Origin of the sequence: Janibacter sp. Soil728 (genome assembly GCF_001428305.1) — a bacterium.
Taxonomy (GTDB): Bacteria; Actinomycetota; Actinomycetes; order Actinomycetales; family Dermatophilaceae; genus Janibacter.
Genome location: NZ_LMRZ01000001.1, coordinates 20,734 through 42,596, shown reverse-complemented (window position 1 = coordinate 42,596; position 21,863 = coordinate 20,734). Strand labels below are relative to the sequence as shown.

Annotated in this window: 24 protein-coding genes; 13 read left to right on the top strand and 11 right to left on the bottom strand. The window is 71.6% G+C overall.

Annotated features, from left to right (window positions below; genetic code table 11):
* Positions 1-4: 4 nt before the first annotated feature.
* Positions 5-796, bottom strand: a complete 792-nt coding sequence (locus ASG73_RS00230) for an acyl-CoA thioesterase (RefSeq protein ID WP_055989108.1) — start codon at positions 794-796, stop codon at positions 5-7.
* Between the two features lie 114 nt (positions 797-910).
* On the opposite strand from ASG73_RS00230, the gene ASG73_RS00225 reads away from it, so the two are divergent.
* On the top strand, positions 911-2,011 hold the full coding sequence (locus ASG73_RS00225; RefSeq protein WP_055989105.1) for a hypothetical protein: 1,101 nt from the start codon (positions 911-913) through the stop codon (positions 2,009-2,011).
* A gap of 3 nt (positions 2,012-2,014) precedes the next feature.
* On the opposite strand, the gene ASG73_RS00220 is transcribed toward ASG73_RS00225, so the two are convergent.
* Complete coding sequence (locus tag ASG73_RS00220) at positions 2,015-2,875, bottom strand: SDR family NAD(P)-dependent oxidoreductase (protein ID WP_235499313.1); 861 nt, start codon at positions 2,873-2,875, stop codon at positions 2,015-2,017.
* A gap of 42 nt (positions 2,876-2,917) precedes the next feature.
* On the opposite strand from ASG73_RS00220, the gene ASG73_RS00215 reads away from it, so the two are divergent.
* Both ASG73_RS00215 and ASG73_RS00210 read left to right on the top strand, forming a co-directional pair.
* A complete protein-coding gene (locus tag ASG73_RS00215; protein WP_055989099.1) occupies positions 2,918-3,718 on the top strand; it encodes a maleylpyruvate isomerase family mycothiol-dependent enzyme in 801 nt (266 codons plus the stop codon).
* Positions 3,719-3,765: 47 nt separating this feature from the next.
* The gene (locus ASG73_RS00210) at positions 3,766-4,776 is read left to right on the top strand and encodes an aldo/keto reductase family protein (RefSeq protein ID WP_055989096.1); all 1,011 of its coding nucleotides are present in this window, start codon (positions 3,766-3,768) and stop codon (positions 4,774-4,776) included.
* 272 nt (positions 4,777-5,048) lie between these two features.
* Here ASG73_RS00210 and ASG73_RS00205 read toward each other — a convergent pair whose 3' ends face one another.
* Positions 5,049-5,561 carry a VOC family protein gene (locus tag ASG73_RS00205; RefSeq protein WP_055989093.1) on the bottom strand — a complete coding sequence of 171 codons (513 nt, stop codon included), beginning with the start codon at positions 5,559-5,561 and terminating at the stop codon, positions 5,049-5,051.
* 74 nt (positions 5,562-5,635) lie between these two features.
* Here ASG73_RS00205 and ASG73_RS00200 point away from each other — a divergent pair, with 74 nt between their 5' ends.
* Positions 5,636-6,442 (top strand): helix-turn-helix transcriptional regulator, encoded by an 807-nt coding sequence (locus tag ASG73_RS00200; protein ID WP_055989090.1) that lies wholly within the window; start codon positions 5,636-5,638, stop codon positions 6,440-6,442.
* A 126-nt stretch (positions 6,443-6,568) separates the two neighbouring features.
* Here the strand turns inward: ASG73_RS00200 and ASG73_RS00195 are convergent, their stop codons facing one another.
* Both ASG73_RS00195 and ASG73_RS00190 read right to left on the bottom strand, forming a co-directional pair.
* Positions 6,569-7,627 carry a hypothetical protein gene (locus ASG73_RS00195; protein ID WP_156466064.1) on the bottom strand — a complete coding sequence of 353 codons (1,059 nt, stop codon included), beginning with the start codon at positions 7,625-7,627 and terminating at the stop codon, positions 6,569-6,571.
* 30 nt (positions 7,628-7,657) lie between these two features.
* Complete coding sequence (locus ASG73_RS00190; protein WP_055989085.1) at positions 7,658-8,443, bottom strand: isocitrate lyase/PEP mutase family protein; 786 nt, start codon at positions 8,441-8,443, stop codon at positions 7,658-7,660.
* A gap of 120 nt (positions 8,444-8,563) precedes the next feature.
* Between ASG73_RS00190 and ASG73_RS00185 the strand changes: the two genes are divergently transcribed.
* Positions 8,564-9,013 carry a methyltransferase family protein gene (locus tag ASG73_RS00185; protein ID WP_082566876.1) on the top strand — a complete coding sequence of 150 codons (450 nt, stop codon included), beginning with the start codon at positions 8,564-8,566 and terminating at the stop codon, positions 9,011-9,013.
* Between the two features lies 1 nt (position 9,014).
* On the opposite strand, the gene ASG73_RS00180 is transcribed toward ASG73_RS00185, so the two are convergent.
* Complete coding sequence (locus tag ASG73_RS00180; protein WP_156466063.1) at positions 9,015-9,824, bottom strand: hypothetical protein; 810 nt, start codon at positions 9,822-9,824, stop codon at positions 9,015-9,017.
* A gap of 105 nt (positions 9,825-9,929) precedes the next feature.
* Here ASG73_RS00180 and ASG73_RS00175 point away from each other — a divergent pair, with 105 nt between their 5' ends.
* From ASG73_RS00175 to ASG73_RS00160, 4 genes are all read left to right on the top strand, one after another.
* Positions 9,930-10,400, top strand: coding sequence for a pyridoxamine 5'-phosphate oxidase family protein (locus tag ASG73_RS00175; protein WP_055989079.1), 471 nt, complete (start codon positions 9,930-9,932; stop codon positions 10,398-10,400).
* Positions 10,401-10,552: 152 nt separating this feature from the next.
* Positions 10,553-11,803 (top strand): ergothioneine biosynthesis protein EgtB, encoded by a 1,251-nt coding sequence (gene egtB / locus ASG73_RS00170; protein ID WP_055989076.1) that lies wholly within the window; start codon positions 10,553-10,555, stop codon positions 11,801-11,803.
* Positions 11,800-12,777, top strand: coding sequence for an L-histidine N(alpha)-methyltransferase (gene egtD / locus ASG73_RS00165; RefSeq protein WP_055991213.1), 978 nt, complete (start codon positions 11,800-11,802; stop codon positions 12,775-12,777). Before egtB ends, egtD begins: the two co-directional genes overlap by 4 nt.
* Positions 12,774-13,430, top strand: coding sequence for a hypothetical protein (locus ASG73_RS00160; RefSeq protein WP_055989074.1), 657 nt, complete (start codon positions 12,774-12,776; stop codon positions 13,428-13,430). Before egtD ends, ASG73_RS00160 begins: the two co-directional genes overlap by 4 nt.
* 12 nt (positions 13,431-13,442) lie before the next feature.
* Here ASG73_RS00160 and ASG73_RS00155 read toward each other — a convergent pair whose 3' ends face one another.
* The 3 genes from ASG73_RS00155 to ASG73_RS00145 are packed head-to-tail and all read right to left on the bottom strand — an operon-like array spanning position 13,443 to position 15,341.
* Complete coding sequence (locus ASG73_RS00155; RefSeq protein WP_055989071.1) at positions 13,443-14,453, bottom strand: NADP-dependent oxidoreductase; 1,011 nt, start codon at positions 14,451-14,453, stop codon at positions 13,443-13,445.
* A gap of 7 nt (positions 14,454-14,460) precedes the next feature.
* Entirely contained in the window at positions 14,461-14,883 is a 423-nt protein-coding gene (locus tag ASG73_RS00150; protein WP_055989068.1) for an organic hydroperoxide resistance protein, read from the bottom strand.
* Complete coding sequence (locus tag ASG73_RS00145; RefSeq protein WP_055989065.1) at positions 14,880-15,341, bottom strand: MarR family winged helix-turn-helix transcriptional regulator; 462 nt, start codon at positions 15,339-15,341, stop codon at positions 14,880-14,882. The genes ASG73_RS00150 and ASG73_RS00145 overlap by 4 nt, the downstream gene beginning before the upstream one ends.
* A 118-nt stretch (positions 15,342-15,459) precedes the next feature.
* On the opposite strand from ASG73_RS00145, the gene ASG73_RS00140 reads away from it, so the two are divergent.
* The 4 genes from ASG73_RS00140 to ASG73_RS00125 all read left to right on the top strand — a co-directional run bounded on the left by ASG73_RS00140 (position 15,460) and on the right by ASG73_RS00125 (position 17,373).
* On the top strand, positions 15,460-15,786 hold the full coding sequence (locus ASG73_RS00140; protein WP_055989062.1) for an ArsR/SmtB family transcription factor: 327 nt from the start codon (positions 15,460-15,462) through the stop codon (positions 15,784-15,786).
* Positions 15,787-15,789: 3 nt separating this feature from the next.
* Positions 15,790-16,293: an SRPBCC family protein gene (locus tag ASG73_RS00135; RefSeq protein ID WP_082566874.1), complete on the top strand. Its 504-nt coding sequence runs from the start codon at positions 15,790-15,792 to the stop codon at positions 16,291-16,293.
* Positions 16,293-16,808, top strand: a complete 516-nt coding sequence (locus ASG73_RS00130; protein ID WP_055989059.1) for a DinB family protein — start codon at positions 16,293-16,295, stop codon at positions 16,806-16,808. Before ASG73_RS00135 ends, ASG73_RS00130 begins: the two co-directional genes overlap by 1 nt.
* A 79-nt stretch (positions 16,809-16,887) precedes the next feature.
* A complete protein-coding gene (locus tag ASG73_RS00125) occupies positions 16,888-17,373 on the top strand; it encodes a mycothiol transferase (protein WP_055989056.1) in 486 nt (161 codons plus the stop codon).
* Between the two features lie 36 nt (positions 17,374-17,409).
* Here the strand turns inward: ASG73_RS00125 and ASG73_RS00120 are convergent, their stop codons facing one another.
* Both ASG73_RS00120 and ASG73_RS00115 read right to left on the bottom strand, forming a co-directional pair.
* Positions 17,410-21,027: a transglutaminase family protein gene (locus ASG73_RS00120; RefSeq protein ID WP_082566873.1), complete on the bottom strand. Its 3,618-nt coding sequence runs from the start codon at positions 21,025-21,027 to the stop codon at positions 17,410-17,412.
* 90 nt (positions 21,028-21,117) lie between these two features.
* On the bottom strand, positions 21,118-21,861 hold the full coding sequence (locus ASG73_RS00115) for a hypothetical protein (RefSeq protein ID WP_055989053.1): 744 nt from the start codon (positions 21,859-21,861) through the stop codon (positions 21,118-21,120).
* Positions 21,862-21,863 lie beyond the last annotated feature (2 nt).

The following is a 21,863-nucleotide window of genomic DNA, read 5'->3' as shown; positions in this document are numbered from 1 at the left end:
GGCCTCAGCCGAAGACCGACACCGTCTGCCGACTGATCGCGACCAGCCGCCCGTCCGGGTGCCAGATGCGCGCGTCGGTGTGGGCATACCCGTCGCCGGCCTGATCGGTGTGCACGGCGTAGGCCCAGTGGGTGTCCGGCTCGGCCGTCACGTCACCGAGCAGCTCGAGCGTCCACGTCAGGCTGCTGCCGGGAGCGGGTGTGGGGAGCATCTGGATGACGGCGGGCGGCCAGGCGTCGGCGAGCGCGATGAAGTGCCGCTCGTCAAAGGTGGGCGGCGCCTGACGGAAGCGCATCCACCCGCTCATGTGCGAGGTGTCGGCGCCCGCGAAGGGCGCGCTGCCGTCCGCCAGACGCAGCTCCACGTGCTGGAAGAAGTCGGGCGTCGCCCCGGGGATGTAGGGGAAGGGCTCGATCGACTCCGGATCGGGCAGGTCCGGCATCGTGACCGCCGTCGGCTCGACCCGGATCGCCGACGTGCGCGGTGCGCCGAAGGCCGCGAGCACCGCAGCCGCGACCTTGTCGTCCTGCCGCAGCTGCACGAGTCCCTGGGTGGCGCTGGACCCCGCGCGCAGGATCGTCGCCTCCACCTCGGCCTGACCCGGTCCGACCGGCGCGACGAAGTTGACGGTCAGGCTGCGCAGCGGCGGCCGCGGGTCCGCGGTCAGCTGCGCTCGCAGCGCCGAGTAGGCGAGGGCGCCGACCAGACCGCCGTAGGTGGCGCGGCCCTGGCCCCAGCCCCCTTCGACGTGGGCGGTGCCGCTCGCGGCCTGGTCGAGCATCTCCTGCAGGTTCATGGCTGCAGCCTATGGACTGTCCGCCATGAGCTGCGCGAGGGGGAGCGCTCCCCATGGTCGGCGTCCGGAGCCACCTCGTAGGGTCATTGCCAGACGTACGACGAAGGGGAGGGCATGGGGCCCGTCAGCGAAGGCTCGGACACCGCACGGCTGCACGAGATCGCGTCGCAGGTCGGTGGTCTGGCCGAGACCACGACAGAGCTCGGCACGACGGGTGCTCAGCTGGTCACGGTCCTCGCGGAGGCGTGGGCCGGAGACGACATGGAGGGGTTCGTCCATGACTGGTCCGGAGCCCGCCATCGGCTGGACGCGGTGGCGGTGATGCTGCATCGGCTGGGCGCTGAGCTGGCGCGTCAGGCCGACGAGCAGTCCGGTGCCAGCGAAGGGGGCTCCTTCCCGGTCAGCGGTGGTCCCACCCAACCCAACCCCGGCGGTGGTCCCACCCAACCCAACCCCGACGGACCCGAGGAGCCGGGCATCCGCGTGCCCGACATCTTCCCCGAGGGCATCGACGTGGGTCCGGTCATCGCCAAGGTCATGGCCGGTGAGGAGCAGGTCACCGAGGTGCCCGAGGCCGAGCGACCCACGGACCCGGGGGTGGACGGCGTGCGGTTGCCCGAGGGTGCGGATCCGAACGAACCCGTGATCAAGGAGCTCATGGCGACCGCGCGCGGACGAGAGCTCCTCACCACTCTCGCGGACGACGGGATCGTCATCGAGGTCGACTCCTCGGTGGAGTCGGCCGTGTACAAGCCGGACAGCAACACGATCGTCATCAGTCCCTTCGTCAAGGATCCCGGGGTGCTCATCCACGAGGCGAGCCACGCGCAGTGGGACGTCGAAGACCGAGGCGGTGACGCCTCGACCCAGGACCGGGAGACCTTCATCGCGACGCAGATCGACAACGAGGTGGAGGCCTCGACCGAGGCGGTGTACTTCGCGAAGGAGCGCCGCATGGACGGCGTGATCGTCGAGCGTGGCCCGATGGAGCTCGCCTACGACGGGGCTTACGCGGAGGTCGTCGCGGCAGGCGGTTCGCCGGAGGAGGCCGACCAGGCCGGTCGGGGCGCGATCGAGGAGAGGTTCGTCCCCGGTGAGGACGGCCAGGTCGAGGTCAGGCCGTCGGGTCCCGCCACGAGCACGGACCCGGAGGTGGGCACGACCTACGAGGACCACTACGGCGAGAACTACGACGACGAGAAGTCCGGTGACTGAGGGTCACCCTCCCCGCGGCGATTCCCCGTCCACCAGGAGCTGTGCCCGGTACCCCTCGCGATAGGTCGGGTACCTCAGCTGCAGCCCGGTCGCGCGCAGCCGTGCATTGCGCATCCGGCGGCCGTGCGGCTCGAGAGCGCCTGTCGGAGAAGGCCGGTCGACCCCCAGCTCGTCCGCGACGAAGTCCCGCACGTCACCCGCGAGAGCTGGCGCGTCGTCGGTCCCGACGTACAGGGCGGCGGGTTCCTCGCCCATCGTCAGCAGGTGCACGATCGCGGCGGCGGCGTCCTGCCGGTGGATGCGGTTGGTCCAGCGTCCGGGGTCCGGGTTGGCCCCTTCGCGCACGGTGCGCACCAGCCGGTTGTCGGGGGAGCCGTAGAGGCCGCTCAGCCGCAGGATGCTCCCGTGGGGGATCGCCTCGTGGAAGAGCGCCTCGGACTCCAGCAGGATCTTGGGCCGATCCGCCTGTGGCGCAACGACGGTCCTTTCGTCGAGGTCGCCCTCGAGGTCGCCGTAGACGCTCGTGGACGAGACGAGCACCGCCCTTCGTGGAGCTCCTGCTCGCAGCACGGCCTCGAGCCCATGGCGCACCCCGTCGACATAGGTGGTCCGGTAGCCGGTCGGGTCTCGTCGGTCGGGAGTCATCGTGATGACCAGCAGGTCTGCCGCGAGGTCGGGCACGTCGCCGTTCGCCAGATCGGCCGAGACCCCGGCGAAGCCCTCCGGCAGGGCCGCCACGGTGCGCCGCACCCCCGTCACCTCGTGACCGGAGGCCAGCAACGCGGTCCCCACCCTGATCCCGAGGTCACCGCATCCGAGCAGCACAGCGCGAAGGGGGGACATGTCTCGTTGGTCTGTCGTCACCGGATGATCGTCCCACTCGGTGGGCGGCCCTAGGCTGCCCACATGACCCGACCCGACCCGCTGGCCCTCTGGGACGAGACCTCGAAGGACGTCCTTGCCGTCCTGCGCGAGCTGACCGACGACGACTGGGACCGGCCGGCGCTGCCGGGCTGGAGCGTCCAGGACGTGCTGGCCCACCTCGCGCACCTGGAGTCCGAGGCTGCGGGGATGCCCCAGCCCGAGGGCGGTCGGATCGACCTCGTGGCCGAGGGCAACCGGCCGATGACCAGCGACATCACCGAGGCGGGAGTGGTCGCACGCCGGGGGCGTTCTGCCGCAGAGCTGCTCGACGAGCTCGAGACGGCCTGCGTCCGCCGTCGTGAGGTCCTCGCAGATCTCGACATCTCTGACCTCAAGGCGCCGGCTCCCGGGCTGGTCGGCGAGCTCGGCTGGGACCTGGCGACGTGGCTGCGCAACCGGCCGATCGACCTGTGGGTCCACGAGCAGGACATCCGCGTCGCGACCGGTCGTCCGGTCGCGACCTCCAGCGCCGGAGCGGCTCACGTCGCAGCCCTGATGACCAAGGTCTTCCCGGTGACCCTGCGGCGACTGCCGTCCGGCACAGCCGCCGTCGCCCGCATCACCGGCCCGCAGGGCCGGGTGCTCGCAGCGCGGGTGGGCGAGGACGGGAGGGCCGCTCCCTTCGACCCGAGCGAAGGGGGCGACGTCACCCTCACGATGGACGACGCCACCTGGCTGCGGCTCACCGGTGGCCGGATCGCGCCGGAGGAGGCCCAGGTCGAGGTGACCGGCGACCAGGGGACCGCGGCGATCGTCCTCGGGCGGCTCAACGTCACCCCCTGAGACCAGCGGTTGACGCGTGGTGCGCGACGCGGCGTAGCGTGCGTCACATGGACTACCGACACCTCGGCAACAGCGGTCTCAAGATCAGCGAGATCGCCTACGGCAACTGGCTCACCCACGGCTCGCAGGTCGAGGCCGACGCCGCGACGGCGTGCGTGCGTGCGGCTCTCGACAACGGGATCTCGACCTTCGACACCGCCGACGTCTACGCCAACACCAAGGCGGAGAGCGTCCTCGGCGAGGCGCTCAAGGGCGAGCGACGTGAGTCGCTCGAGATCCTCACCAAGGTCTACTGGCCGACCGGCCCGGCCGGGCACAACGACTCCGGCCTGTCCGCCAAGCACATCCGTGAGTCGATCGACGGGTCGCTGCGTCGCCTGCAGACCGACTACGTCGACCTCTACCAGGCGCACCGCTACGACACCGAGACACCGCTCGAGGAGACGATGCAGGCCTTCGCCGACGTCGTCCGGCAGGGCAAGGCGCTCTACATCGGCGTCAGCGAGTGGACCGCCGACCAGATCCGCGAGGGGCACCGCCTCGCCTCGGACCTCGGCATCCACCTGATCTCCAGCCAGCCGCAGTACTCCATGCTCTGGCGGGTCATCGAGGACGAGGTCGTCCCGACGTGCGAGGAGCTCGGCCTCTCGCAGATCGTGTGGAGCCCGGTTGCCCAGGGGATCCTCACCGGCAAGTACCTGCCCGGTCAGCCCCTGCCCGAAGGGAGCCGCGCCGCTGACGAGGAGGTCGGCAAGTCGATCTCCGGTCGGGTGGGCGACGACGCGCTGCTCACCGCGGTCCAGGGCCTGAAGCTGGTCGCCGACGAGGTGGGGCTGTCGATGGCCCAGCTCGCCGTCGCCTGGGTCCTGCAGAACCCCAATGTCGCGGCGGCGATCATCGGTGCCTCACGCCCCGAGCAGGTCGTCGAGAATGTCGCGGCAGCCGGCGTCACGCTCGAGCCCGAGGTCCTGGCCAAGATCGACAGCGTCCTCGGCGACCACGTCGAGCGCGACGCAGGCCTGACCGCGGCCAACGCTCCGAAGAAGCGCCCCAGCTGACTGTCCGAGTGACGTGACGCCGTTGACCTCGCGCGCCTGAGGGTGTGTCGTACTGCAGTTCGTCCAGCCCGGTCCCACGGACCACCGGTAATCCGGGCCATCGTGCCGCGGACCAGGACCAACTGCAGTACGACACACCTCCGCGGACCGCGACCGTCAGCGGGCTCAGACGCCCAACCCCGCAATACCTGCATTGCCCTATGGCAATGCAGGTTTCACAGTGTGACCGGTTCGCCCCTGCTCTGGATCGCTTCCGCAGTTCGTGACGGCCCTCAGCCCGCGCTCGCGGCCCACTCCCGTACCCGCGCTGAAGAGTCCTCGTCCGAGAGGTCCTCGACGCGCGTCAGGATCGCCCAGCGGATGCCGTGCGGGTCGCGGATCGAGGCGAAGCGGTCTCCGGAGACGAAGTCGGCCAGGGGCTCGCGCACGGTGGCTCCGGCCGCCTCGGCCTCGACCATCACCGCATCGATGTCGGGCACGTAGAGGGAGATCGAAGAGCAGACCGCGTCCTCCTCGGGGGGTGCGGTGAGGCCGAAGTTCGGCACCGGGTCGCCGATCTGCAGCCGACCCCGGCCGAAGTCGAGCGTCGCGTGCGCGATGAGTGTCCCCCCTTCGCCGTCGGGCATCTCGGTGACGTCGACGGTCCGCGCGCCGAAGACCCGCTCGTACCAGGCGATGGCGCCCCGCGCGTCGCGCACGGTGTGGAAGGGGGTGAGCGCGGTGAAGCCGTGCGGTGTCCCGTTGTCGGTGTGCTGACCGGTGATGCCCTGTGCCGTCTGCTCCATGCCACGACAGTAGGGCCGGGGCCGTGGCCCGGCTTGAAGATTCACGTCAGGCTGGCGCTGGCTACGCTGCCGGTGTGAGTGGGCGCATCCCGGAGAAGGGCCAGCTGCGACCGGACGAGCGCGCGCCGGTGAGTCGCATCCTGCCCGGGCCGAAGGGTGCACCCCTCGCCCGGTGGTTCTGGGTGCCGGAGTGGGACCTGCCGGACGGGGTGGTCCACGAGGCTCTCACCCTGCCCTTCCCCGCGTGCCAGCTCGTCGTCGAGTCCGAGGGGGTCCACCTCTACGGTCCCGTGACGAGCGCGTGGCGGCGCGACCTCGTCGGCCGCGGCTGGGCCGTGGGAGCCCTGCTGACGCCCGGCGCCGCGCACGCCCTCCTCGGCGAGGTGCTGGTCTGGCAGGACCGCGTCACGCAGGCGAAGGGGGCGACTCGCCTCCACGGTGACGTCGCCTCGGTCATGGACGGACCCGGGGACGTCGACGGACGTCACGCCGCCGCCGCGCGGCTGCTCGAGGACTGGCTCGTCCAGGAGGTCGGGCCGATCGTGGACGGCGATCCCGACGCACCCGTGGCGCGTCGTCTCGTCGACCTGGCCGACGGGGATCCCGCTCTGCTGCGGGTGGACGACCTCGCCCTTCGTCTTGGGGTGTCGGTGCGTACCGTGCAACGCCTCGCGAGCTCGTACGTCGGCCTGAGCCCAGCGGCGATCATCCGGCGGCGGCGTTTGCAGGAGGCGGCTGAGCGGGTGCGTCAGGAGCCGGGCACGGACCTCGCGACCATCGCGGCGGACCTCGGGTACGCCGACCATGCCCATCTGACCCGGGAGTTCGGCAGGACGCTCGGCTTCACCCCGACGCGGTACCGGGCCGAGGGCTGCAACTGACCATTCGTCTGCATTCCCCTAGGGCAATGCAGGCCAACGGTCAGTCGCTCAGGCCCGCGGACCCGAGCCACGGACCGGTGAGGTCGGCGATCGAGCTGGTCAATGTCTGTCGTCTGGTCGAGACGGTCACATCACCGCGATGCCGCGGTCGGTCAGCAGGCTACGCAGGATGTCCGCGTTGGCCACCCGTGCGGTGACCGCGCTCCCCAGCACCGTGCCGGAGTGGTCACGCGCCTCGAAGGCCGTGTCGCTGCCCGAGGTGGCGGTGATGAAGGAGGCGAGGTTGCCCATGGCGATGTTCTTGCCGTTGATGGTCATGACATCGCGGCTGAGCGTGATCTCTCCGAAGTCGACGGTCTGCCCCTGGGCCAGTTGCTGCGGAGCGCTCTGGGCGAGCGCCGCGTGGGTGCGTTCGGCGAGGACCTGACGCAGGCGCGGGGACTCGTCTTGCCCCAGCAGCACGTCGCCGCGTCCGCTGCCTGCCCAGTTGAAGGAGTGGGTCTTGTCGCCGACGAAGTGCTGGACGTCCGAGTAGGGGACCCGGGAGCGGGCGCCACGACTGACCACCGCGAGGTCCGTGGGGTAGAGCAGGAGCGCCGTCGCACCCTTGGGCCGGGCCAGCACCAGGATCACGAGGCCCGCGAGGATCACCGCGGCCAGGACGGCGGGGACGACCCCGAAGCCGCTCGCCCCCTGGGTGACGAAGAAGTAGTAGCCGCCGGCCGCGAGCAGGACGATCGCGCAGATCCCCCCGAACACGGGGGCCATGAGACCGCGGTCGACGTGGCTCAGCTCCGGACGCTCTTGAGCGAGCCCCTCCAGCATGCGCAGGTCGCGACGCCACGTGCTCTGCAGCAGAGCGATGATGACGAGTGAGGCCAGCAGGACGAGCAGGCCGGCCAGCTGCTGCCCGTGCAGAGCAGCCTGGGCCACGTCGAGACTCGTCTGGTAGTCACGGGTGACGTCGCCGCTACGGCGAGTACCGATCTCGCACATGTCCCCCGCGGACATCGCCGAGCCGTGGCAGGTGGCTACCGCCTTGGCGGTCAGGGCGCGGATCAGCACCCCCAGGCCGGCCAGGGCAGTCAGGGCGAAGAAGATCATCGCCCCCACCGGCGGCCTGCGGAAAGAGTCGAGGCTGCCTGTCATCTCTGGGTTGGCTGGCGAGGTCGGCTGGTGGCTCATGGGGTGGAATGTAGCGGATGCCCGAGTCGCTCAGTCGCTCAGGCCCGCGGCCCCCAGCCATGGACCGGTGAGGTCGGCGATCGAGCTGGTCAACGCCTTTTGGAGCAGGGGCCCGAAGGTCACGCGTCGCACCCCGGCGTCGCGCAGCTCCTGCAGCGACCCCGACGGCGCACCGTCGACGGGGTGCGCGGTGACGTTGACCGGCAGCGAGGTCGCTGCCATGAGCGCGGCGAGGGTCGCGGCGTCGGGGATCTTCACCGGGTAGACACAGCTGGCCCCTGCCTGCTCGCACGCCTGCACCCGAGCGATCGCCTCCGCCAGCGGGTCCGGGAAGCGGTCGGTGCCATGGAGCAGCGCGTCGGTGCGCGCGTTGATGACCAGGTCGACGCCGGCAGCGTCGGCCGCCTGTCGGATCGCGGCGATGTAGTCGGCGTGCTCGGCGATCTCCCGCACCCGGCGACCCTGCGAGTGCACGGTGTCCTCGACGTTGATGCCCACGGCTCCGGCGTCCAGGACCCGCTCGACGAGCTCGGCGGCGGCGGTGTCGTAGCCGGACTCGACGTCCGCCGAGACGGGCACCGTCACTGCCCCGCAGATCCGTCGGATGCCGTCGAGCGCGTCGTCGAGGGTCATCGTCTCGCCGTCCTGCTGACCGCGGGAGTCGGCGAGCGGGTGACTGCCGATGGTCAGCGCACGGAACCCGGCGTCGACCACTGCGCGGGCGGACCACGCGTCCCAGACCGTCGGCAGCACCAGCATCTCGCCGGTCTGGTGCATCTGGAGGAGCTCGCTGGCCTTGCTCGTGACGTCACTCATGGGTCCACCTTCGCAGCGGGCGGGCGCCGCGACAAGACCACGGCGACGGCGCCCCCCTTCGCCATTGCCGTTGTCCGCGCGGGGCTGTCCCTGCGCAGGCGAGGCGACTACCGTTGGTCCATGGAGCCACTGTCGATCCTCCGCTCGCCCCCTGTCCTCGGACTGGCCTCGCTGGCAGCGCAGCGTCTGCTGACGCGCGGATCGACGACATCGGCCGCCACGTCGACGCTCGGTGCAGCGGTGGCGCTCGCCGGGCTCGCCGTCGCAGCCGCAGGCATCCGTGAGGTCCGCTCGGCCGGGACGACCCTTGACCCGACGCGCCCCCAGGACACCACGCAGGTCGTCCGTCGCGGCGTCTACCGCTACTCCCGCAACCCGATCTACCTCGGGGACGCGCTGCTGGTCGCCGGGTACGCCATCCACCGCCGCGACCCGCTCGCGCTGATCCCGACCGTCGGGTTCGTCGGCGTCATCGACCTGCTGCAGATCCCCGCGGAGGAGGAGGCCCTGCTCGGGCGCTTCGGCTCCACGTACGGGGAGTACGTCGCCACGGTGCGGCGCTGGTTCTGACTCAGGCGAGCGGCAGCCCTGAGGATGCCTGGGTGACCCGGTCGTGCAGGTCGACGAGCGCGACCTCGTCCGGGTCCGGGGGCGGTCCCGTCACCGAGAGCAGCTCGCAGACCGCGTGCCCGGTGCACGCCCGGGCATAGTCCCCCAGCCAGGTGGTCGCGACCGGCCCGGTCTGCGCGTCGTAGGGCCACGAGTGCGGGATGCGACCTGTCCCGACGCGCTCGGGCTTGGGGGTCAGGCGGGCCCGCGAGGTCTCGTGGTGGCCGCAGAGCATGACATAGAGATCGTCCGACCCGAGCTCGACGAGGATGCCGAGGTCGGGCGGCCCGGTGGGCAGCCCGGTGATGAGCACGCGCAAGCCTGCGGCGGTCCGGTACGTGCGCACCCCGAGTCGGGGGTGGGCGGCGGCCCAGTGCGCGATCCTCGCCAGGGCGGGCCCCGGGTCCGCGAGCACCTTCCTGCGCAGCAGCCCCTTGCGCTGCTGCGGCAGGTCGACGTCCGCGAAGAGCACCACATCGGTGTTGAGCACGTCGACGCCCATCCGGTTGCGCGTCACTGCCCCGAGGAGGGCGCCGTCGGCGCCGCGCACCTCGTGCAGGAGCTCCTCACGAAGGGGGGAGCGCGGGTAGTAGTCGAAGCCGGGCCGTCCCCGCGTCAGCTGCTCCACGGCCGCCGCGAGCCGCTGGCGGGCACGGTCGGCGGCCTCCGCCGCGGACTCGATCGACCATCCCCAGACGCGAAGGGGGACGCGCCGCCCTTCGTGCTCCACGTCGGCTCTCGCCGGCTGCCAAAAACGAGGGATGGGCCGCATGACGCCGATTGTGGCAGCGCTGCGCAGCGCTCGGTGGACGTGGGTGTGCCCGGCCCCCGAGCGGGTAATGCGCTCTCGGACACATCCGACGAGCCAGGAGGAACCATGGCCGACAAGACCGAGACCGTCACCACGATCATGAAGGACACCAGGATCGCCGTGCTCACGTACGTCGAGGACGGGCGGCTGGTGTCGGTGCCGATGGGCACCCAGGACCTGGGCGACCCGGGCACGGTGCACTTCATCACCGAGGCCGACTCGGACAAGATGCGAGCCATCGCCGCCAATCCGCAGGTCAACGTCACCTACTCCGGTGACGGCGGCTGGGTCAGCCTGAGCGGCACGGCCGCACGCAACGACGACCGACAGCTGCTCGCGCGCCTGTGGGATGCCTCGGCCGGTGCCTTCATGAAGGGCGATGCAGACAACCCCGACAACACCATCCTCACGGTGTCTGCGGACACCGCCCGCTACTGGTCCACACCGGGCAGCATCGCCACGGTCGTGCAGATGGCCAAGGGCCTCGTCAGCGACGATCGGCCCGACCTCGGCGACACCGGGACCGTCTCCCTCTGACGTCGCCTGCCTCCGCGGGCAACCCGTGCGCTCCAGCAGGTCAGGGGTTGCCCGTGCGCGGAGCCAGTGCAGCGCGTAGCGTCGACCGTGTCCGAAGCTCCATCTCCCGGTGCCCGACGGTGGTTGTCAGCCCCCGTCGCATGGAGGACAGCATGACCACCACCATCTCCCGACCCGACCTCGCGGCGCTGATCGCGCGCTTCGCAGACGTGCGCGCGCGGACCGACCGACTCACGCACTGCCTCAGTCCCGAGGACCAGACTCCGCAGTCGATGACCGAGGCCAGCCCGACCAAGTGGCATCGTGCCCACACGACGTGGTTCTTCGAGGAGTTCGTCCTCGGCGCCGACCCCGGCTACCGGCCGCGCGACCCCGCCTTCCGCTATCTCTTCAACAGCTACTACGAGGCGGTCGGGGAGAGGCATCCCCGCGCGGCTCGTGGCCACGTGACCCGCCCCGGCGTCGCTGCGGTCGCGGCCTATCGCGCCGACGTCGAGCAGCAGGTCGCCGCACGTCTCGAGGCGGGCACGCTCGCCGAGGAGCAGCTCGATCTCGTCGAGCTCGGCTGCCACCACGAGGAGCAGCACCAGGAGCTTCTCCTCATGGACGTCAAGCATCTGTTGTCGGGCAATGTCCTCCAGCCGACCTACGTCGAGCGGGCCCCCGACGACGACCCCACGGCCGGCCCGACCCCCCTTCGCTGGACGCACGTCCCCGGAGGGGTGAGGCACGTCGGGGATGACGGCGCGGGCTTCGCCTTCGACAACGAGCGCCCCCGCCACCGGGTGTGGCTCGAGGACGTCGAGATCGGCACTCGGCAGGTGACCAACGCCGAGTGGTTCGACTTCATCGCCGACGGTGGGTACTCGCGTCCCGACCTGTGGCTCTCCGACGGGTGGGCGAGCGTGCAGGACGCCGGGTGGCGGGCACCCGGCTACTGGCGCGAGGACGACGACGGGAGGTGGACCACCTTCACCCTGTCGGGCCGTCGGCCGGTGGTCGCCGCCGAGCCGGTGTGTCACGTCTCCTTCTTCGAGGCGGACGCCTTCGCTCGGTGGGCAGGTCAGCGTCTGCCCACCGAGCACGAGTGGGAGGCCCGTGCCGCGGACGGGCTCGAGGTGCGGGGCGGCCTGCTCGACCCGCAGCGCTGCCACCCCCGCCGTGCGACCGAGGTGACCCTCGGCGACGTGTGGGAGTGGACCGCGAGCGCCTACGTGCCCTACCCCGGCTTCGAGACGGCGCCGGGCGCGGTGGGCGAGTACAACGGCAAGTTCATGAACGACCAGCACGTCCTGCGCGGAGCCTCGGCGATCACGCCCCCGCAGCACCCGCGCACGACCTACCGCAACTTCTTCCCCGCAGCCTCCCGATGGGCCTTCTCCGGCCTGAGGCTCGCCCGATGACCAGCACGCAGCAGCAGACCGACCAGCGCCACGAGCTCGAGGAGGACCTGCGCGAGGGCTTCTGGGCAGATCCGCCCACGCTGCCGCCGCGGTGGTTCTACGACGAGCGGGGCAGCCGGCTCTTCGACCAGATCACCTCCTTGCCGGAGTACTACCCGACGCGGGCTGAGCGCGAGATCCTGCAGCAGCGCAGCGCGCAGATCATCGAGGTCACGGACGCCAGCAGTGTCCACGAGCTCGGGGCCGGGACCTCCGCCAAGACCAGGGTCCTGCTCGATGAGCTCACCGCTGGTGGCCGGCCTGCCACGTATGCGCCGCTGGACATCAGCAGCGAGGTGCTCCTGGAGACCGCCGAGCAGCTGCAGAGGGAGTACCCCACGCTCGCGGTCGAGCCGGCCGTCGCCGACTTCCACCACCTGCCGCCGCTGGCCGGTGCGGACGGAGAGCGGCTGCTGCTCTTCCTCGGCGGGACGATCGGCAACTTCACCGAGGACGAGCGCGCGAGCTTCCTGCGGATGGTGCGCTCTGCCTTGGCTCCGGGCGACCACTTCCTCCTCGGCGCGGACCTCGTCAAGGACGCCGCCCGGCTGGTGGCCGCCTATGACGACGGCGCCGGGGTCACTGCGGAGTTCAACCTCAATCTCATCGAGGTCATCGACCGCCTGACTCCGGTCACGGGCCTGCGGCGCGGGGACTTCGAGCACGAGGCCGTCTGGGACGAGGGGTCCTCGCGCATCGAGATGCGGCTGCGGGCGGTCCGCGACGTCGAGGCGGACTTCACCGGCATCGGACGCACCTGGCAGCTGTCGAAGGGGGAGCACCTGCGCACCGAGATCTCCCGCAAGTTCGACCCGGGCGAGCTGCGCGACGAGCTGGCCGGTCACGGCCTCCAGCCCGTCGCAGGATGGACCGACGGGGCGGGAGACTTCTCGCTCACGCTGGCGCGGGTCGTGGACCCTCCGGGCGTGCCGTGACCCCCACCGTGCTCGACCGGTTCCGTGGCCGCATCCTCGGTGCGGGCAGCAGCAGCGGGGTGCGGCTGGTCATCGGTGACTGGTCGAGCTCACCGCTCGGATCCTTCACCGACGTCATGGTCGCGACGGCCGATGACCGGCGAATACTGGTCGCGCCGGACGCTGCCGTCGCGGACTACGTCGCAGCGACCTACTCCTTCGACGAGGTCCGCCTCTGCCCGGTGACCCTCGGCACCGACGAGCACGAGTGGCGGCTCGACGCGGGACCGTTGCGGTGCCGCGTCGAGCTGGGTGGGCGCACGGCCGTCGGCCGACTCCTGCGGCCCGTGCCGGACCGCATCGGTCGCAGCCGGGCCTTCGCACACCTCGCCGACCCGATCGCCAGGCGCCTGCTGCCGGGCGTGCGCACGGTCGGCAGCGCGGGCGGTGGGCGCCGCGAGTACTACGGCGCGCACGACCAGCACCACGTGACCTCGCTCGACGGCACCTGGGAGGGCGAGCCCCTCGGTGGCCTCCGGGCGGTGAGCCCGCCGCCGCGCTTCGGCTTCAGCTCCACCCCTGCCGCACCCGCGCTCACGCGGGTGACGACGACGGTGGCGCGGCCCTCCGGTGCGCCGGGTGGTCCCGCCGCCGGTCGTAGCGGGACCACCTGAGCGGGGAGCCGGTCAGAGGCGAACGAGCATCTTGCCGGTGTTGGCGCCCTGGAGGAGGTCCATGAAGGCTTGCGGGGCGCCGTCGAGCCCGTCGCGGAAGGTCTCGTCGCCCTGCAGCCGGCCCTCGGCCAGCCAACCGGCGGCGCGCTCGCGGTACTCGGCGGCGAGCTGTGGGTACTGGCCGACGATGAAGCCGCGCAGCGTCAGCCCCTTGCCGATCGCCTGGAAGAGGTTGCGCGGCCCGGGCGCGGGGTCGGTCGCGTTGTACTGGGAGATGGCGCCGCACATCGCGACCCGTCCATGGAGGCGAAGGGAGGAGATCGCCGCCTCCAGGTGGTCACCGCCGACATTGTCGAAGTACACGTCGATGCCGTCGGGAGCCACGGCGCGCAGCCCCTCGCTGACGGGCGCCGTCTTGTAGTCGAAGGCCTCGTCGTATCCGAGCTCGAGGGCGCGGGCGACCTTGGCGGGTGTGCCTGCCGAGCCGATGACCTTGGCGGCACCGAGGGCCTTGGCGATCTGCCCGGCCACCTGGCCGACGGCCCCGGCCGCACCCGAGACGAAGACGGTGTCCCCCTCGCGCATCTCGGCGACCGCGGTCAGGCCCACGTAGGCGGTCAGGCCGGGCATCCCGAGGACCCCGAGGTAGGCGGAGGCCGGCGCGACCTCGGTGTCGATGACCGACACCTTGGCCGCAGTCAGGATCGCGTGCTCGCGCCAGCCGAGCCCGTGCAGGACGTGCTGGCCGACGGCGATGTCGTCGGAGCGTGAGGCGATGACCTCACCGACCGCGCCGCCATCGAGTGGGGCGTCGACCTGGAAGGGCGCGACATAGGACTTCGCGTCGTTCATCCGACCGCGCATGTACGGGTCGACGGACATGACGACATTGCGCACGAGGACCTGGCCGTCGGCCAGCTCGGGCAGGTCGACGCTCTCGAGGCGGAAGTTGTCGCTCGTCGGCGCCCCGGTCGGGCGCGAGGCGAGGGCGATCTGTCGGGTGGTCGTGGGAGTGGTGCTCATGTGGTCCTCAGTCCTGCGTGACCGTGACGGTCACGTCGATGTTGCCGCGGGTGGCGTTGGAGTAGGGGCACACCTCGTGGGCGCGGTCGGCGAGCTGCTGGGCGACCTCGGCGTCGAGGTGCGGCAGGGTGACCTCGAGCTCGACGGCGAGCTGGAAGCCCCCGTCGTCATTCGGCCCGATGTGCACGCGGGCACCGACGGCCGAGTCGGTGACGTCGGCCTTCGCCTGCTTGGCGACCAGCTGGAGCGCGGAGTGGAAGCACGCGGCGTAACCGACTGCGAAGAGCTGCTCGGGGTTGGTCCCGTTGCCGGACCCGCCCATCTCCTGCGGGACCGCGAGGTCGAGGTCGAGCCGTCCGTCGGCGCTGCGGCCGTGGCCGTCGCGTCCGGCGCCGGTGGCCAGCGCCTCTGCGGTGTAGATGGTCTTCATCGTGGTGCTCCTTGGGTGTCAGGGTGGGTGATCTCGGCCGCCGATGCGCAGAAGCGCTGCGCCAGATCGCGCAGGGTGGCCAGCTCCTCCGGCTCCATGTCGACGGCGTCGTACAGGCGGCGCTGGATCGAGGCGACCTGCGTCTCGAGGTCGTGCCCGGCGTCGGTGAGGTGGATCGTGACGGTGCGCCCGTCCTTCCCTTCGCGACGTCTCTCGACGAGGCCGTTGGCGGCCATCCGCTTGAGGAGGGGGGAGAGGGTGCCGCTGTCGAGGCGGAGCGTTGTGCCCAGCTCGGAGACGGTGCGCCCGTCCTGCTCCCAGAGGGCGAGCAGGGTGACGTACTGGGTGTACGTCAGACCGATCTCCGCGAGGGCCTCGCGATAGGCAGCCGTGGCCGCCCGCGCCGCCGAGTAGAGGGCGAAGCAGGTCTGGTGGTCGAGCTGCTGGGTCGTCTGCACTCCATGATCATTGCACGCAATTCAATTGCGCACAACCCAATTACTGGAAGACCCGCACCCGGGGATGGGCTCAATGAATGTCTTGCTCGATATATATCTGAACTGTTAAATTCATGGGATGGACGCCGTGCTGCACGCCTTGGCCGACCCGCACCGGCGGGTCATGATCGAGGCGCTGTGTGCGGGCGAGGCCGCCGCGGGCGAGCTCGGAGCACTCGTGCCGGTGGCGCAGCCGGGTGTCTCGCGCCACCTGGCGGTGCTGCGCGAGGCGGGACTGGTCGATGTCCGGCCCGTCGGGCAGCGCCGGGTCTACCGATTGCGGCCGGAGGCACTCGTCGAGGTCGGCGACTGGCTCGACCGCCGTCAGCAGGACTGGGAGCAGCGGCTCTCAGCGCTGCACACCGAGGTGGCGCGAGGCGTGCGACAACGACGAAGGAGCGAGTGAGCGATGGCCCCGATGGACAAGAGCGGACTGCTCGGCGAGGTGTGGGTGGTCGACGGTGTGTCGGTCGTCCATGTCGAGGACGTCTACGACACCGACATCGACGACCTGTGGGCGGCGATCTCCGAGCCGGCCCGGCTGGGCCGGTGGGTGGCGACGGTCGACGGCGACCTGCGGCCAGGGGGCCTCTTCCAGGCGTCCTTCACGAGCGGATGGGATGGGCCCGGGAGGGTCGAGGTCTGCGACGCCCCCCGACACCTGCTGCTCACCATGGAGCCGGGGGCCGCTGACGAGACCCAGCTCGAGGCGTGGTTGAGCCCCGACCCCGCGGGGACGCGCCTCGTCGTCGAGGAGCGCGGGATCCCGCTCGAGGCAGCGCCCGACCACGGCGCTGGGTGGCAGGTCCACATCGAGGACCTGAGAGCGGTACTCGAGGGCCGTGCGCCCGCGCCGTGGTCGGACCGTTGGGCCGACCTGCGGCCGGCATACGGGCAGTCGCCGACATCGTGATGCGCCCGACGCTGGGCGAGCGTGAGTCCCTCCTCGCCTGCCTCCAGGCCCAGCGGTCCAGCGTGCTGGCGATCGTGGCGGACCTCGACGAGGCCTCGTGGCGCAGCTCGATCGTGCCCAGCGGATGGACCCCGCTCGGGCTGCTGGAGCACCTCGGTGGGGCCGAGCGCCTCTGGGGACAGGTCGTCCTGGGAGATCGCGTCTCGCCGATGCCGTGGCCGCAAGCCGACGATGGCGGTTCGGAAGAGGACGATCGGCCGGCGTTGGTGTCCGGACGCGCGGTCGGCGAGGTCCTCGCGTCCTACCGGGACCGGTGCGCGCAGACCGACGCGGTCCTCGACGAGCTCATGCTCGACGACCGGCCGACCGGCGTGCACCGACAGGACCTGCCGACGCCCGTCGCCGACGTCCGCGAGGTGGTCCTGCACCTCATCGAGGAGACGGCGCGGCATGCCGGACACCTCGACATCGCCCGCGAGCTGCTCGACGGACGGACCGGTCTCGGTGTCCGATAGGCATGACCGCGTCCACTCGGTTGGACAAGGACAGCTCACCCGACACCCGATCCCAGACACCCCACCAGGAGCCCCCCACATGCACGATGCGCACCTGCTGACCCAGCTCGCGAGTGCGCGCGCCCACGTGCTGCGTGCCGTCGCCGGGCTCGACGAGACCGACATGAGTCGGTGTGTGGCCCCTTCTGGCTGGACGATGACCACACTGCTCAACCACCTCGTCTTCGATGACGAGATGTTCTGGATCGCCGCAGTCCTCGGTGGTGACGCCACGGCCATCGCCGCCCTGCACGACGGGTGGGTGTCCGAGCCCATGACGGGCGCCGAGGCCGTCGCGGTCTACAGGCGCCACATCGCCCGCAGCGACGAGGTCCTCGCGGCAGCCGATCTGGACGCCCCACCTCGATGGTGGCCCCCGGTGGAGGAGTTCGGCGGACCGATGATGTCCGACGGGCGCGAGGTCGTCTTCCGCGTGCTGGTCGAGACCTCGGTCCACGCAGGGCATCTCGACATCGCGCGCGAGCTGATGGACGGGCACCAGGACCTCGTGGTGACGCAGGGGTAGACGTCCTGCCCGGACACGTTGGTCAGGGCAGTCGGATCAGGCCGGGGGCACGGCCCCCTCGGCGCTCGTCTCCACGACCGTCACCCCGTCTGCGGGCGGCATGCCCGCATCGAGCGTCTCGGTCGGGGGGATGGCGAACTCGTCCTCCGTCCCCGGCATCCGGTCGGTCCCGGGGAACCGGCGCAGGTCGAGCGTCACCGGGTAGTCGGTGACGGCCGGGCCCAGCCCGGAGCGCGGGTCGGGCAGGGTCGACAGGTCGATCGGTCCGGGGGTGTGATCGCCGGCGACGAACCGAGCTGCCCGACGCGACTCCGCGGACGCGGCGTTGACGGGGAAGCTGTCGTAGGCCACGCCCCCCGGGTGGGTGACGTGGTGGGTGAAGCCGCCGAGGGAGCGCCCCGACCACCGGTCGACGAGGTCGAAGGTCAGCGGACCGTGCACGCCGATCGTCGGGTGCAGGGCCGACGGGGGAGCCCAGGCGCGGTAGCGGACGCCGCCGACGAAGGCGCCGGTGCTCCCCTTCGCCCCGACGGGACCACCCCAGCCCTGCTCGGCCACGGGGACCATCGGCACGGGGACGCCGTTGCACGTGATGACGTGCCGGCCCTCGACGAGGCCGACGGCGCGGACCTGCACCTTCTCCACGGAGCTGTCGACATAGCGTGCGGTGCCGAACTGGCTGACCTCCTCGCCGAGGACGTGCCACGGCTCGATGGCCGAGCGCAGCTCCAGCTCGACCCCGGCGATCGTCGTGTCACCCAGGCGCGGGAACCGGAACTCGAGGAAGGCGTCGAACCACGCCGGGTCCATCCGTCCGGCCCCGACACGCTCCAGGTAGCCGTTGAGGTCGTCGAGGACGTCGCGCAGGTCGGCGGCGACGAAGGCGGGCAGGAGGTAGCGGTCGTGCAGCCGGGTGCCCCAGTGCACGAGCGGCCCGGTGTAGGGCTCGTCCCAGAAGCGGGCGACGAGCGCCCGCACGAGCAGCGCCTGCAGCAGACCCATCCGCGGGTGCGGCGGCATCTCGAAGCCGCGCATCTCGAGCAGTCCCAGCCGGCCCCGCTCGGTCCCGGGGGCGAAGAGCTTGTCGATGCAGAACTCCGACCGGTGGGTGTTGCCCGTGATGTCGGTCAGCAGGTGGCGCAGCAGCCGGTCGGCCAGCCAGGGGCGGGTGTGCTGCTTGGGTCGGTAGGTCTCGTCGAGCGGCTCGGTGATCGCGGACGCGTCGTGCTCCATCGCGATGACGTGGTCGAGCTGGGAGAAGGCGATCTCGAGCTCGTAGAGCGACTCGGCGCGCCCCTCGTCGACGCGCGGCGCCTGCGAGGTCGGGCCGATGAAGCGGCCCGAGAAGAGGTAGCTGAGCGCCGGGTGGTGCTGCCAGTAGGTGATCAGCGAGCGCAGCAGGTCGGGTCGGCGCAGCATCGGGCTGTCGGCAGCCGTCACCCCGCCGAGCGTGAGGTGGTTGCCGCCGCCCGTGCCGGTGTGGGAGCCGTCGAGGTCGAACTTCTCGGTCGACAGGTGGATCTGGCGCGCGTGCTCGTAGAGGCTCTCGGACTGCGCGACGAGCTCGCCCCAGGACGCGGTCGGCGAGACATTGACCTCGATGACGCCGGGGTCGGGCGTCACCGACATCGTGCGGACCCGGTCGTCGCCGGGCAGGGGGTAGCCCTCGAGGACCACGGGATGGCCGATCTCGGCGGCGGCCCCCTCGACGGCGGTCACGAGCGCCAGGGCGTCCTCGAAGTCCTCGACCGGCGGGAGGAAGACGAAGAGATGCCCCCCGCGGTGCTGCACGGCCAGTGCCGTGCGCGGGGACTCCTCGATCGGCAGGACCCGGGCGGGGGCGGTGTCGACCTCACCGAGGGTGCTCGGGTCGACGGCCGGGAGCGCTCCGCGCGGGGCGAAGGGGGATCGCTCCGGCGTGATCGGTCCCTCCGACCAGGCGATGGAGGACAGGGGCAGGCGCAGGCCGGCGGGGGAGTCCCCGGGGACGAGCGCGAGGAACCCACGGCGGGTGCGCCAGGTCGTCGTCGCCCAGCCCTCACCGTCAGGTGCGGGGAAGATCGGGAGCACCCAGGCGGCCGGGGTGTCCGGGTCGACCTCGGCGTCGATGCGCGCCAGTGCGGCGGCGCGCTTGGCCTCGTCGGACGCGTCCTCGGCATCGGGGGCCAGATCGCCGGGGGTGGGCGCCTCACCGGCGGGGCGACGGGCCTCCTGCGCGAGCTGCTGCAGCGGGTCCTCGACGGCAGCGACGAGCTGCTCGACGGGGATGCCGGTACGGCGGGCGATGCCCAGCGCCAGGCCGCGGGCCGCGTCGGCGGCCTCGGCAGAGGTGGAGTCCTCGCGCTCGGGACCCCACGGGTCGTCGAGCAGGTCGGGGTCGCGCCAGAGCGGCTGGCCGTCGGTGCGCTCCGCGAGCCCGATCTGCCAGCGGGGCAGCGGCTCGCCCGGGTACCACTTGCCCTGGCCGTGGTGGCGCAGGGTGCCGGGCCCGGACAGACGGCGGGCGAGGGCCATCGCCAGCTCGCGCTTCTGCTCGCCGTCGGCGGCGGTGTGCCACTGCGGGTCCTTGGTGCCGCCGGCCGCGACGAAGGTCGGCTCGCCGCCCATCGTCAGGCGGACGTCCCCCTTCGCCAGCAGGTCGTCGACGGCCTCGCCGAGCGTCGTGATGTCGGCCCACTGCTCGTCGGTGACCGGCTTGGTGACGCGCGGGTCCTCGGCGAAGCGGGTCACGGTGTTGGAGAAGTCGAAGGTGACCTCGGCCGGTGCCGTCGCGCCGCTGATCGGGGCGGCGGAGGCAGGGTGGGGGGTGCACGAGAGGGGGATGTGGCCCTCGCCGCACAGCAGCCCGGAGGTCGCGTCGAGCCCGACCCACCCGGCGCCGGGGATGTAGACCTCGGCCCACGCGTGCAGGTCGGTGAAGTCCTCCGTCGGGCCGTTGAGGCTGTCATCGCCGACCGCACTGAGGTCCGAGGTCAGCTGGACGAGGTAGCCCGAGACGAAGCGGGCGGCGAGCCCGAGCTGGCGCATCGCCGAGACGAGCAGCCACGCGCTGTCGCGGCAGGAGCCGATGCCCCGCTCGAGGGTGTGCTGCGGCGTCTGGACGCCGGCCTCGAGGCGGACCGTGTAGTCGACGCTCTCCCGGATGGCCCGGTTGAGCCCGACGATGAAGTCGACGATGCGCGTGCCCTCGCCGACCGCCGCGTCACGCGGTGCCGTCAGGAGCGAAGGGAGGGTCCGCTCCAGCCAGGCGCTGACCTCGGGGGCCGGGCCGCTCCCTTCGCCGCCGTCGTCGACGGGCTGCAGGTAGGGCGCCAGGTCGACGCGCGTCTGCTCGGGGTAGGCGAAGGGGAAGGTCGACGCCCAGTCCTCGACGAAGAAGTCGAAGGGGTTGATGACCGTCATGTCCGCCGTGAGGTCGACGGTGATCTCGAGCCGGGAGACCTTGTCGGGGAAGACGACCCGCGCCAGCCAGTTGCCGAAGGGGTCCTGCTGCCAGTTGAGGAAGTGCTCCGGCGGCTCGATCCGCAGCGAGTAGCTGGGGATCGGCGTGCGCGAGTGGGGTGCGGGGCGCAGCCTGATCGTGTGCGGGTAGACGTGGGTGGGCTCCGCGAACTCGTAGGAGGTGCGGTGCTCGAGGGCTACACGGATGGTCACCCGCCCACTGTAGGTGCGAGGGGCGGCCGAGGGGCGTGACGAGGGGCGTGACGGGTGCGCCCGGCTGGCGCGCGAGCGGGCTGCGCGGGCTCAGGCGCTGTCCTGCAGGTCCTGCAGGATCTCCTCGGCATGGGTCTCGAGCTCGTCCCGCCCGCGGTCCTCGTCGCGGTGCACGCTGGTGACGGCGACGAGGTTGTGACCCGCGCGCACGACGATGTAGTCCATGTAGACCCGCACGCTCTTGCCGTCGACCTGGTCGAAGGTGATGAGCCGGGCGCCGTAGTTCTGCTCACCGATGGTCGGGACCGTCCGGGGCTCGGCGATGACCCGCAGGTCGAAGTGCCCGGCGGAGTCCTCGCCCGTGAGCGAGAAGGTGGAGCAGCTGCTCATCGCGGCGCCCGACCGGTCGAGCAGGGCGGGGCCGACCGGACGGGAGTAGGAGTCGATCTCGAAGCTGTAGCTCGTCGCCGGGTCCTGGGTGGACCAGGTGCGCTCGGCGTGGGCGACCCGCACCTGGCGCAGGGCATCGCCCTCGGGGCCGGCGCGCAGGATGTCGAGGCACTCCGCCGGGTCGGTCGCGCGACCTTCGGGGGCGCTCTGCGCCGCCACGTTCTTGGCGCCCGTGGGCCGGGTGGGCAGGGCCGCAGTGGCCTCCTGCTCGCTCAGCTGCCTGCCCCGACCGCTGTCGGCGGGGGTGGACGGCGAGGCGGGCGTCGGCGTCGTGGTCTGCGACGTGCTCGGGTCATCGCTGCCGAAGGGGGTGGTGCACCCGGTGAGCCCAGCGGTCAGCGCCACGACGAGGGCTGCGGTGGCCGTGACGTGAGGTCGGTTCATCA